The sequence below is a fragment of the Pectobacterium atrosepticum genome (assembly GCA_019056595.1).
Lineage (GTDB): Bacteria > Pseudomonadota > Gammaproteobacteria > Enterobacterales > Enterobacteriaceae > Pectobacterium > Pectobacterium atrosepticum.
This window is the reverse complement of the sequence record CP036163.1, coordinates 3319727-3331853: the sequence shown is the minus strand read 5'-3', so window position 1 is coordinate 3331853 and position 12127 is coordinate 3319727. Positions and strand designations below refer to the sequence as shown.

At 53.0% G+C, this 12127-nt stretch carries 10 protein-coding genes; 8 read left to right on the top strand and 2 right to left on the bottom strand.

Annotation, left to right across the window (positions count from 1 at the left end):
- Positions 1-65: 65 nt before the first annotated feature.
- The gene (locus tag DCX48_15800) at positions 66-317 is read left to right on the top strand and encodes a YoeB-YefM toxin-antitoxin system antitoxin YefM (GenBank protein ID QXE15858.1); all 252 of its coding nucleotides are present in this window, start codon (positions 66-68) and stop codon (positions 315-317) included.
- Positions 314-568 carry a Txe/YoeB family addiction module toxin gene (locus DCX48_15795; GenBank protein QXE15857.1) on the top strand — a complete coding sequence of 85 codons (255 nt, stop codon included), beginning with the start codon at positions 314-316 and terminating at the stop codon, positions 566-568. The genes DCX48_15800 and DCX48_15795 overlap by 4 nt, the downstream gene beginning before the upstream one ends.
- A gap of 41 nt (positions 569-609) precedes the next feature.
- Here DCX48_15795 and DCX48_15790 read toward each other — a convergent pair whose 3' ends face one another.
- Together DCX48_15790 and rhaS are read right to left on the bottom strand one after the other, a co-directional pair.
- Positions 610-1464 (bottom strand): helix-turn-helix domain-containing protein, encoded by an 855-nt coding sequence (locus DCX48_15790; protein QXE15856.1) that lies wholly within the window; start codon positions 1462-1464, stop codon positions 610-612.
- 24 nt (positions 1465-1488) lie between these two features.
- Complete coding sequence (gene rhaS, locus DCX48_15785) at positions 1489-2328, bottom strand: HTH-type transcriptional activator RhaS (protein ID QXE15855.1); 840 nt, start codon at positions 2326-2328, stop codon at positions 1489-1491.
- Between the two features lie 316 nt (positions 2329-2644).
- On the opposite strand from rhaS, the gene DCX48_15780 reads away from it, so the two are divergent.
- From DCX48_15780 to mgtA, 6 genes are all read left to right on the top strand, one after another.
- Positions 2645-4135, top strand: a complete 1491-nt coding sequence (locus tag DCX48_15780) for a rhamnulokinase (GenBank protein ID QXE15854.1) — start codon at positions 2645-2647, stop codon at positions 4133-4135.
- Positions 4132-5394, top strand: a complete 1263-nt coding sequence (locus DCX48_15775) for an L-rhamnose isomerase (protein QXE15853.1) — start codon at positions 4132-4134, stop codon at positions 5392-5394. The genes DCX48_15780 and DCX48_15775 overlap by 4 nt, the downstream gene beginning before the upstream one ends.
- Before the next feature lie 4 nt (positions 5395-5398).
- Positions 5399-6223 (top strand): rhamnulose-1-phosphate aldolase, encoded by an 825-nt coding sequence (locus DCX48_15770; protein ID QXE17269.1) that lies wholly within the window; start codon positions 5399-5401, stop codon positions 6221-6223.
- 143 nt (positions 6224-6366) lie between these two features.
- Complete coding sequence (gene rhaM, locus DCX48_15765) at positions 6367-6681, top strand: L-rhamnose mutarotase (protein QXE15852.1); 315 nt, start codon at positions 6367-6369, stop codon at positions 6679-6681.
- Between the two features lie 438 nt (positions 6682-7119).
- On the top strand, positions 7120-8697 hold the full coding sequence (locus DCX48_15760) for a methyl-accepting chemotaxis protein (protein QXE15851.1): 1578 nt from the start codon (positions 7120-7122) through the stop codon (positions 8695-8697).
- Between the two features lie 454 nt (positions 8698-9151).
- On the top strand, positions 9152-11863 hold the full coding sequence (gene mgtA, locus DCX48_15755) for a magnesium-translocating P-type ATPase (protein ID QXE15850.1): 2712 nt from the start codon (positions 9152-9154) through the stop codon (positions 11861-11863).
- Positions 11864-12127: the final 264 nt, after the last annotated feature.

Genomic DNA, 12127 nt, shown 5'->3' with positions numbered 1-12127 from the left:
AGAAGGATTGAGTGGTTAAAAACGCAACATCATTGTACAATGACAAGTACAAACAGGAGGTACAGATGCGTACAATTAGCTACAGCGAAGCCCGTCAAAATCTATCAGCGACAATGATGAAAACCGTCGAAGATCGTGCTCCCATTCTGATCACTCGACAGAATGGTGAGGCCTGCGTGCTTATGTCTCTGGAAGAGTATAATTCTCTAGAGGAAACAGCATATTTACTGCGTTCACCAGCAAATGCAAAAAGGCTGATGAATTCAATTGAAAGCCTTAAGGCTGGCAATAGCGAAGAAAGAGATATCATTGAGTGAAGCTAATCTGGTCAGAAGAAGCATGGGAAGACTACCTGTACTGGCAGGACATCGATAAGCGAACGGTCAAAAAGATCAATGAATTAATAAAAGAGACGCGCAGAACACCTTTTGAAGGAAAAGGAAAACCAGAGCCACTTAAACATAACCTTGCTGGTTTCTGGTCGCGCCGTATCACCGAAGCACATCGTCTGGTGTATGCCATCACAGATGATGCCATGATGATCGCCGCATGCCGCTACCACTATTAACTATCCATTGATTCATCACTATCGATACTAAAAAATCTCAGTCACTCCACATTCAGGAAGCGTTGACGGTAGGCGCTGGGCGAGACGCCGAATGCCTGGTGGAACACGACGGAAAAGTAATTGCTGTCTTCAAAACCGCACAGCGCGGCAACGTCGCCGATAGTTTGTAGATCGTAGCGCAACAGCTCCATCGCCTTGCACAGCCGCAATTGGCGCAGGTAATGCGGCACGCTCATTCCCGTTTGTTCTTTAAAACGCGAGCGTAAACTGCGGGCGCTGAAGTGGTGCTGTTCGCAAAAGGCTTCAAAGCGAAACGGCGCAGCAATGCTGGCACGTAGCGCATTCATCAACATATCCAACTGGTGCGCATCCGCCAACTGCGGACTATCTGGCGAATGGCGATAGCGCGCCGCCAGCAGCGCAATCTGCAACAGCAGCGCCTCACTCAATTGCAGCGACAGCGCATCCGATTTCATACACTCCTGCGTCAGTGCGTCTACCTTCTCGCGGATGGTATCCATGCCTTCGGAGCCTAAACACCAGTGCCGCTGGCTTTGTGGAAGCTCTCCGCCCGGCAGTAAGGTTTGCCAGTCTGCGGATAACGTCAGGCGATTGCGAATATAGAGAATGTTGTCCAGTTCAAGCTCGTGGACGGATTCATAGCTGTGGCGATCGTGCGCGGAGACATAAAACATATCGCCGCGGGTAATACGGTAAGGCACATCGTTCCAGAGGTGCAGACCATTGCCCCGCCAGACGATCACCAATTCGTCGAAATCATGATGATGCAGAGGAAATACCGGCTGCGGATGGCGTTCGGCAACCATCACAGCATTCTTGTCAGTCAGGAAATAGTCTTCAGTCTGTAATTTCAAACCCCGAATTGCTGTCGCCATTCCCTCACCCGCAGTTGCTGTTACCTACTCTTCACGAGAAAACGCCTGATGGCGTAGTGACTTAGGTGCCTGCGAGAATGCCTTGCGGAATTGCGTCGAGAAGTGATTGCTGTCGCTAAATCCACAGGCGTGAGCAATAGTGGTGATGGAATCATCACTCTGCTGCAACCGCCGACGAGCCTCCAGTAATCTTAACCGATTCAGATACCGTTGTGGTGTCATACCCGTATGTTGTTTTAACTGGCGGTGTAGCGTACGCAGCGGCAGCGAGAACTGGTCAGCCAAACCGCCCCAGTTAACTTCTTCGCTGTAGTTATTTTGTAGCCACCCCAGCAGCGCCTGTACCCCTTGGCGCTCCGAGCCGTTACCCTCCGTCTGGAAACAGTGTTGACGCAGTTGCACCAGAATTTGCAGAAATAGGCTTTCGCTCGCGGCAATCGCCTCCGGCGCATCGCTCTGCGCCAGCCCTGCCAGGCTGTTCAGCGACTGTTTCAGCTGTTGCATCCCCGCCGCATTCACCTGCCACTGCCCTTGCCACTCGCCGTTCGGTCCATACGGCAAAAATGCCGCGATATCAGACAGGAAGCGGAAGCCACGCGGCGAGCGGTACAGCATGTTGGTCAGGCACAGCCCTTCAACATCTTCAAACAGATGCCGATCGTTATCGCGAACAAAGAACACCGACCCGCTGCACAGCGCATAGGGTTGATCGTTAAACACATGGACGCCTGCGCCCTGCTCCACCAGTACTATTTCCCAAAAATCATGATAGTGCTCAGGAAAGGCCGTCTGTGGGGTACGAGGCTCTACCGCGACCGTCACGGCACGCGAAGTAAAAAAATCATCACCACGAAGTAACGTCATTTCGGTTCTCCATTCAGCCTTTGAAAAAGAGTAGTCAGAAGCAACAAAACCGACCTTAAAATACCGTCACCCTCGCGCCGTCTGGCTGCTCTTTTTTTAAGATCGCACCGCCAAATTGATTGAACTGTGGCAAGGATCACACCGCCTTTTCCCTGTTTTTTACAGGGTTATTTTCTGAATAATTTCCCAGACTGTGAGCCCTTTCACGGTCAGCTTTGTCATTTTGCCAACCACCTGTTTTAGGTGGCACTCATCGGAAGGTGGCTTCTGTTACCGCTCTTTACACTGCAACACATCCAACAAAAGGAGTGCGGCTATGGCGGTGAAGAATATCGTGGCGGTGGATTTAGGGGCATCCAGTGGTCGGGTCATGCTCGCAACCTTCCACACCGCAACGCAGCATCTGACGCTGAAAGAAATTCACCGTTTCAGCAATACACTGGTTTTTCAGGACAACCATCACCAGTGGGATCTCGTCGCGCTGGAACGCGACATCCTCACCGGATTGCAGCAAATTGATGCCATGGGTATCGCTCCCGATAGCATTGGGGTCGACAGCTGGGGCGTGGACTATGTGTTACTCGATAAAAGCGGGCAACGTGTCGGTCTGCCGTATTCCTATCGCGATCACCGCACTGACGGCGTAATGGCCGCCGTTACTGCCGAACTGGGTTGTGAAGCTATCTATCAGCATACTGGGATTCAGTTCCTGCCGTTTAATACGCTGTATCAGCTCAAAGCGCTGTGCGACGCTCCTCCTGACGATTTGGATAAAGTGGAACATCTGCTGATGATCCCCGACTATTTTCACTATCGCCTCACGGGGAGTCTGGTCTGTGAATATACCAACGCCAGCACGACCCAACTGCTTAATCTGGAAAAGAAAACCTGGGACGGCGAACTGCTGGACTATCTGGGCGTCCCGCGCCGCTGGTTGAGCGATCCGGTGCAGCCGGGGCACGCCGTCGGAAACTGGACAGCGCCGAGTGGTCGCCAGATTCCCGTCACCGCCGTCGCGACGCACGATACCGCCAGCGCGGTGGTCGGTGCACCGTTGCAGAGCCGCGACAGCGCCTACCTTAGCTCCGGCACTTGGTCGCTGATGGGCATCGAGAGCGACACGCCGTTTAACAGTCCGCAGGCGCTAGCCACCAATATCACCAACGAAGGCGGCGTGGATGGCACCTATCGGGTACTGAAAAACATCATGGGCCTGTGGCTGCTACAGCGGGTTTGTCAGGAGCGTGAGATCAAGGATTTAGGCGCGCTGATTCAGTCCGTCACCACGTTGCCCGCCTTCGTCAGTCTGATTAACCCCAATGACGATCGTTTTATCAATCCGCCATGCATGCATCAGGCAATCCGCGACTATTGTCGTGAACATGGCCAGCCCGTTCCCCAAAGTGATGCCGAATTAGCACGCTGCATCTTCGACAGCCTCGCGCTGCTCTACCGTCAGGTGGTGCTGGAGTTGGGTGAGCTACGCCATGCGCCGATCCGCCAATTGCATATTGTCGGCGGCGGTAGCCAGAACGCTTTTCTCAACCAGCTGTGCGCCGATGTGTGCCAGATTCCGGTTCTCGCCGGGCCAGTCGAAGCCTCTACGCTTGGCAATATCGGCTGCCAACTGATGGCACTAGGCGCCGTCACCGACCTTGCCGCATTCCGGCACATGCTGACTCATAACTTCCCTCTGCATCGCTATACCCCGCGTGCGGAGAGTGATTTTGCCGGGCACTGGCGTCGTTTTCAGGCGCTCAGCCAGCCAGAAACCGCCCCACAGGGCAAAAAGGAGACAACACAATGAGCACACCTATTGAAGCTGCCTGGCAGTTGGCAAAAACGCGTTATGCCAGCCTGAATGTTGATGTAGAGGCAGCGCTGGAACAGCTCGATCAGATTCCGGTGTCAATGCACTGCTGGCAGGGTGACGATGTAGCCGGATTTGAGAATACCGGTGGGCCGTTAACCGGCGGCATTCAGGCCACGGGCAACTACCCTGGCAAAGCGAGCACACCGGATGAACTGCGTGCCGATCTGGAACAGGCATTTGCGTTAATCCCAGGCCCCAAACGGCTGAATTTGCACGCCATCTATCTGGAATCCGCACAGCCCGTCGCCCGCAACGAAATTGCCCCCGAGCATTTCAGCAACTGGGTTGCCTGGGCCAAGCGCCACCAGCTCGGGCTGGATTTTAACCCAACCTGCTTTTCTCATCCGCTGAGCGCAGACGGTTTTACCCTGTCGCACCCGGACGAAAAAGTACGCCGCTTCTGGATTGAACACTGTCAGGCCAGCCGCCGGATTTCGGCCTACTTCGGTCGTGAACTCGGCACGCCATCGGTAATGAACATCTGGGTACCGGACGGCATGAAAGATTTGACCATCGATCGCCTGGCGTTCCGCCAGCGGCTGCTCAGCGCGCTGGATGAGGTCATCGCCGAACCGCTCGATCAGGCACACCATATCGACGCCGTGGAAAGCAAGCTGTTCGGGATCGGCGCGGAAAGTTTTACCGTCGGCTCCAGCGAATTTTGTCTCGGCTACGCCGCCAGCCGCGGCACCGCGCTCTGTCTGGATGCTGGGCACTTCCACCCGACCGAAGTCATTTCCGACAAAATCTCCAGCGCGATTCTGTACGTCCCACGCCTGCTACTGCACGTCAGCCGCCCAGTACGCTGGGACAGCGACCATGTCGTGCTGCTGGATGACGAAACGCAGGCTATCGCCCACGAAATCATCCGTCATCAGTTGCTTAACCGCGTGCACATCGGGCTGGATTTCTTCGATGCCTCGATCAACCGCATCGCGGCCTGGGTCATCGGCACCCGTAATATGAAGAAAGCCCTGCTGCGCGCGCTGTTGGAACCCACAGAAACACTGCGCCAGCTGGAACAAAACGGCGATTACACCGCGCGTCTGGCCCTGCTGGAAGAGCAAAAATCGCTACCGTGGCAGGCCGTGTGGGAACACTACTGCCAGCGTCATGACGTCATCCCAGGCAGCGAATGGCTGCAACAGGTGCGTCAGTATGAAGAAACCATCCTCACTCAACGTCAAGGGTAAGACTATGCAAGCAATTCTCTCTTCCTGGTTTGTACAGGGAATGATTAAAGCCACCAGCGACATGTGGCTCAAAGGCTGGGACGAACGTAACGGCGGCAACGTCAGCCTGCGCCTGACGGCTGAAGATGTGACGCCTTATGAAAGCGATTTCTCTCCGCAGCCACGTCATGAAGCACTATCACAGCCGATGCCGGAACTGGCGGACTGCTGGTTCATCGTCACTGGCTCCGGCAAATTTTTCCGCAACGTTCAACTGGATCCAGCGGACTCACTGGTGGTGTTGCAGGTCGATAGTGATGGCAAAGGCTATCGTATTTTCTGGGGGCTCACCAACGGCGGCCTGCCAACGTCTGAATTGGCTTCGCATTTCCAGTCACACATTGTGCGTATGGGCGTAACTCATGGGCGCGACCGCGTCATCATGCACTGCCACGCGACCAATCTGATTGCCCTGAGCTACGTGCTGGAGCTGAATACCGCGACGTTCACCCGTGAGCTGTGGGAAGGCAGCACGGAGTGTCTGGTCGTCTTCCCAGACGGCGTGGGGATTGTGCCGTGGATGGTGCCGGGCACCGATTCCATTGGCGATGCCACTTCCGAGCAAATGAAGCGTCATTCGCTGGTATTGTGGCCCTTCCACGGCATCTTCGGCACGGGTCCGACGCTGGATGAAGCCTTTGGCCTGATCGATACCGCGGAAAAATCCGCCGAAGTCATGGTGAAAGTCAGATCGATGGGGGGTAAAAAGCAGACGATCTCGACCGAAGAACTGATCGCTCTGGGCAAACGTTTCGGTGTTACGCCACTGGAAGCCGCGCTGCGCGTATAGCTCGAGTTTTCATACGTAGCATGGCTTTCATGCATAGAATGGTTTTTAGCATAGAACTCATTTCGGCCTAAAATTGCTTTCAGTCTCACATCGCCACGGCATTACCGCCGTGGCGCTCTGCCAACGACTACGGGGACTCATCCATGTTGCGTAAGGCTTTTGTGATGTCAGTTTTTCCTGACAGCCACGACGAGTATCAGCGCCGTCATAATCCTATCTGGCCAGAACTGGCAGAGGTGCTGAAAAACCACGGCGCGCACCACTACAGTATTTTTCTGGATAAACAGCGCAATCTGCTGTTCGGCTATGTGGAAGTCGAATCAGAAGCGCGCTGGGAAGCGATTGCGCAAACAGATGTCTGCCAGCGCTGGTGGAAACACATGGGCGACGTAATGCCCTCGAATCCCGACAACAGTCCGATCAGCGATGCACTCGACCCCGTGTTCTATCTGGACTGAGAGATTCTTTGAACTACGCATAATCGTGCAGCAGTAATAACATTGCCGCTGCATCATTATTGTTGAAGATATAAAAAGAAATAATTTGTCATTTAATTAATCAAAGTCGTTACATATAATCATTAGGATTTTTAAATACATAAATATTTATTGATTATTGATGGCAATCACATTTTATTTCCCCTATTTGTGAATAGACCCACTTCAACGTTAAGAATAAAAACATCTATTAAGACAATGTCTAGCCACCTCTCTTTTTTACAAATAATATATTATATAATAATCATTAATCAGGATTTAGTTTCGACAAATGGCACCTGCACGCCATTAAACTCCATTTACTCTTTAAAGCCAATTTATCGAATTCCACATTATAAAGATCTTATTTTATTTGCCGTTATCACTATTACCTTCTCTATATAAACAATAAGAATAGCGATGAAATTTTCTCAACTCACAGTGCTTTCCAAGTTGTTACTCGGTTTTTCCGTCCTGATAGCAATGATGTTGCTATTAGGTGTGGTTTCACTACTCCAGCTTAGCGTTAATAACAGTCGAATTGATGAATTAAGCAGCAGCAGCCTGCCCGGCGTACGATATAGCTTGGAAATGCGTGGCTCCTTGTCTGAAACCCGCTTACAGCAAATACAGTATATTGACTCCAAAACCCCTGAGGAACGCGAAGGCCATCGCAAAGAGTTACTGCAAAACGCCGATACCTTCCTTGCCGCGTTGAAAAACTATCAAACCGTTGTTAACAGCGAAGATAAAAAAGCGCTGATTAAGGTGATTGGCGAAAATTTCTCTGGTTTCAATTCGGTCAATGCCACGTTGATTGATACCGTGAATCGCGGCGATCTGGCAGAAGCCAGTAAAATCAGCGGCGCAAGCTCTTCCAAGTATCGTAGCCAGTTGATGAAAGATCTGGCGAAACTGGTGGAAATGGAATTGGCGACGGCAAAAAATATCGTCGCCAGTGCTGATTCGACGTACCGGACATCACAGTACTATGTTTGGGGATTACTGCTACTCGCCCTGCTGGCAACCATCATGATCGCCACCGTCATCTCACGTAATATTTCACGCCAGCTCGGCGGCGATCCGCACTACGCACAAGAAATCATGACCGAGATTGCATCCGGCAACCTGACAACAGAAATCACGCTGCGTCAGGGGGATAACAGCAGCCTGCTGGCGTCCATCAACCACATGAACCGGCAGTTGGTGAATACCGTACACACCATCATGAGCGGCAGCGAATCTATCTCGCTGGCATCCAGCGAAATTGCTCAGGGCAACAGCGATCTGTCGCAGCGTACCGAAGAGCAAGCGGCCTCGCTGATTCAGGCTTCAGCCAATATGCAGCAACTGACGCACACCGTACGACAGAACGCGGATAACGCCAAAGAAGCCAGCCAGTTAGCCCAGCAAACCTCAGAAACAGCGTCTCAAGGTGGGCTTATCGTGGACGACATGCTCAAGCGCATGCATGAGATCTCCGACAGTTCACAGAAAATCGTCGATATTATCGCCGTGATCGAAGGGATTGCCTTCCAGACCAATATCCTTGCCCTGAACGCAGCGGTAGAAGCAGCCAGAGCGGGTAGCGAAGGGAAAGGCTTTGCCGTCGTGGCTGGTGAAGTACGGACGCTGGCACAGAAGAGCGCCAACGCCGCCAAAGAGATCAAAACGCTGATCGAAGGCACCGTTGAGAAGATTACCGACGGCTCCGCGCGAGCAGACAAAGCCAGCCAGGCGATGTCGGAAATTGTGCAGTCGGTGAAAAAAGTGACGGATATCGTTGCGGAAATTTCTCAGGCCTCCAACGAACAGCATATCGGCATCAAAGAGATCAGCGTCGCGGTAGAACAAATGGATCGGGTCACCCAGCAGAACGCCGCGCTGGTTGAAGAATCCGCTACAGCCGCACACGCCATGACAGAACAGGGAGAACAGCTGCGCGATGCAGTTCGTTTCTTCAAAGTGAATCAGGACCACTTGCTGAGAATTCATTAATTCTCACCTGCCCCGCTGGCTATCCGGCGGGGCGACCACGTCTTTTTAATCAATGCCTTTCAGAACCTTTCCCCACAGAGCAATACGCCGCAGCAACGCCTTCTCGCTGGCAACAGCACACCCAGTTTGATTCATGAACAAACGTTGACGTCCGGTTTAGGCAAACAGGGTTATGGTTACACCACTAAACTACGTGCTCTATTTCGTCAGCCGACGACTATTTTTATTTTACATCTCGCCACACGGCGATAAGGAGACAACATGGACGAGCACCCTCGATGGCCCGGTAAACCGCATCCGTTAGAATAAGGACCGTCTTCTTCCTCGACTTCTCTGTTCTCTCCGTCTGCGCCGTTTACCTCCCTTAATACCTTCATTTTTTTCCGCTTTACGTCCCTTTATCCGGGATGCGCGCCCGTGCGCGGCGGACAGGCAACATTAAGAGAGCAGCATCATGACCGATATGATCACGCAAACGGGGCATCGCCGCGCCCGTAAGACACCCACGGCCACCTTTGCGATTGCCCGTGAGGCACAAAACAGCCTCGATCAAACACTGGCGAACCTAAATACGCATCTGCACGGCTTAAGCCATGATGACGTCATTGAGCGTCAGCAAACCTATGGCGAAAACCGCGTCGCCCATGAAAAGGCGCCGCACGCGCTGGTGCAGTTAGCCGCCGCGTTTAATAACCCGTTTATTTACGTGCTAATGGCGCTGGCCGCTATCAGCTTTTTCACCGATTACTGGCTGCCGCAGCGCAATAACGAAGAGACTTCACTCACTGGCGTGATCATTATTCTGGTGATGGTTAGCCTGAGCGGCCTGCTACGCTTCTGGCAGGAGTTTCGTACCAATAAAGCCGCAGAAGCGCTGAAATCCATGGTGCGGACAACGGCCACCGTACTGCGCCGCCCTCACGCCAGCGCCACCGCCGTCATGCAGGAAATCCCGCTTCAGCAACTGGTGCCCGGCGATATCCTGATCCTCTCCGCAGGCGACATGGTGCCTGCAGATGTCAGGCTGGTGGAATCCCGCGATCTGTTCGTCAGCCAGGCGGTACTGACCGGTGAATCGCTGCCAATCGAAAAATACGATGTATTCAGCAATATCAGTGCCAAAGGCTGTCAGCCCACTGACTGCGGCAGCGAGAGCGATCTGCTGGCGCTATCCAACATCTGCCTGATGGGCACCAACATTTCCAGCGGCACGGCAACGGCAATCGTGGTGGCAACCGGCAGCCACACCTATTTCGGTTCACTGGCAAAATCTATCGTCGGCACGCGCTCCCAAACTGCCTTCGATCGTGGTGTTAACAGCGTAAGCTGGCTGCTGATCCGCTTTATGATCGTGATGGTGCCTGTCGTGCTGCTGATCAACGGCTTCACCAAAGGTGACTGGATGGAGGCCAGCCTGTTTGCGCTGGCGGTCGCGGTCGGCCTGACGCCGGAAATGCTGCCGATGATTGTCTCATCCAATTTGGCGAAGGGCGCGATTGCCATGGCACGGCGTAAAGTGGTGGTCAAACGGCTGAACGCGATTCAGAATTTTGGCGCGATGGACGTACTGTGCACCGACAAAACCGGCACGCTAACGCAGGATCGCATCATCCTTGAGCATCACCTGAACACGCAGGGCCAGATCGATGAGAGTGTGTTGCAACTCGCCTGGCTCAACAGCGCGCACCAGAGCGGCATGAAAAACCTGATGGATCAGGCCATCATGCATTTTGGTCGCCATAATCCAGCCATCTCCGCGCTGGGTCGCTATCGCAAAATCGATGAACTGCCGTTTGATTTTATTCGTCGTCGCCTGTCCATCATTGTTGCCGATGAACACAACCAGCAACGCTTGATTTGCAAAGGCGCGGTAGAAGAGATGCTAGCCGTCGCTACGCATGTCAGTGAGAACGGACAGCGGCATGAACTGGACGACGAACGTCGCAATACGCTGAAAAAACTGGCAGAGAGCTACAACCAGCAAGGGTTCCGCGTGCTGATGATTGGCACACGAGAGCTGAGCCCGGTGGGTAGCACGATGCCGCTCAGCGCCGTGGATGAACGCGATCTGACCCTCTGCGGTCTGCTGACGTTCCTCGATCCACCCAAAGAAAGTGCCTCCGCCGCGATTCGCGCCCTGCATGAAAACGGCGTGACGGTTAAAGTTCTGACCGGCGACAACGCGATTATTACCAGTAAGATCTGTCGCGATGTCGGGCTAGAGCCGGGCGAGGTGCTAGAAGGGAACGAGATTGATGCACTCAGCGATGAACAGCTCGGCGTGCTGGTAGAACAGCGCACCATTTTTGCTCGACTGACGCCGCTACAAAAATCCCGCGTACTGAAAGCATTGCAAGGTAATGACCATACGGTCGGCTTTCTAGGCGACGGTATCAACGATGCCCCTGCCCTGCGTGATGCTGATATCGGGATTTCCGTCGATACCGGAACGGATATCGCCAAAGAGTCAGCCGATATTATTCTGCTGGAAAAAAACCTGATGGTGCTGGAAGAAGGCATCATCAAAGGTCGCGAGACGTTCGGTAATATCATCAAATACCTGAACATGACCGCCAGTTCCAACTTCGGTAACGTGTTTTCAGTGCTGGTCGCCAGCGCCTTTATTCCGTTCCTGCCGATGTTGGCGATCCACCTGCTGATTCAAAACCTGATGTACGACATCTCCCAACTGTCGCTGCCGTGGGACAAAATGGATAAGGAGTTCCTACGCAAGCCCCGCAAATGGGATGCTAAAAATATTGGTCGCTTCATGCTGTTTATCGGGCCAACGTCATCGATTTTTGACATCACCACCTACGCGCTGATGTGGTTCGTGTTTGCCGCCAATAGCGTCGAGCATCAGGCACTGTTTCAGTCAGGCTGGTTCGTTGAAGGGCTACTGTCACAAACGCTGGTCGTGCACATGCTGCGTACCCAGAAGATCCCATTCATTCAGAGTACCGCAGCGCTGCCGGTGATGTTGATGACCGGACTGGTAATGGCGCTGGGCATCTATCTGCCGTTCTCTCCGATGGGGCCACTGGTCGGTTTACAGCCGCTGCCGTGGGAGTATTTCCCTTGGCTAGCCGCCACGTTGATTGGCTACTGCACCGTCGCACAACTGGTCAAACGCGCCTACATCCGCCGCTTCGGCCAATGGTTCTAATCCCTTCAACAAGGCGGGTGTTTTTCACCCGCCGAATTAGGAGCCCATATGAAACCTTCTCGCCACACATTCCTCGTCGTTATCTTTTTTCTCACCCTGATTTCACTGATTAACGTCACGATGCTGCTCACTATTATCTAGACAGTAGAAACACCGATACCGTGGCAAAAAAAGCCGCCCCTCGCGATAGCATAAGTTAACGATCTTATTTAGGGCATAAACCCTTAATTAAAATACCTACATTTGGTTATTAAAAAGAAAGAT

What these genes read in the sequence shown, in the direction of transcription:
- DCX48_15775 (QXE15853.1), top strand. Translation starts at nt 4,132, where the DNA reads ATGAGCACACCTATTGAAGCTGCCTGGCAGTTGGCAAAAACGCGTTAT.
- DCX48_15780 (QXE15854.1), top strand. Translation starts at nt 2,645, where the DNA reads ATGGCGGTGAAGAATATCGTGGCGGTGGATTTAGGGGCATCCAGTGGT.
- DCX48_15800 (QXE15858.1), top strand. Translation starts at nt 66, where the DNA reads ATGCGTACAATTAGCTACAGCGAAGCCCGTCAAAATCTATCAGCGACA.
- DCX48_15770 (QXE17269.1), top strand. Translation starts at nt 5,399, where the DNA reads ATGCAAGCAATTCTCTCTTCCTGGTTTGTACAGGGAATGATTAAAGCC.
- rhaM (QXE15852.1), top strand. Translation starts at nt 6,367, where the DNA reads ATGTTGCGTAAGGCTTTTGTGATGTCAGTTTTTCCTGACAGCCACGAC.
- DCX48_15790 (QXE15856.1), bottom strand. Translation starts at nt 1,464, where the DNA reads ATGGCGACAGCAATTCGGGGTTTGAAATTACAGACTGAAGACTATTTC.
- mgtA (QXE15850.1), top strand. Translation starts at nt 9,152, where the DNA reads ATGACCGATATGATCACGCAAACGGGGCATCGCCGCGCCCGTAAGACA.
- DCX48_15760 (QXE15851.1), top strand. Translation starts at nt 7,120, where the DNA reads ATGAAATTTTCTCAACTCACAGTGCTTTCCAAGTTGTTACTCGGTTTT.
- rhaS (QXE15855.1), bottom strand. Translation starts at nt 2,328, where the DNA reads ATGACGTTACTTCGTGGTGATGATTTTTTTACTTCGCGTGCCGTGACG.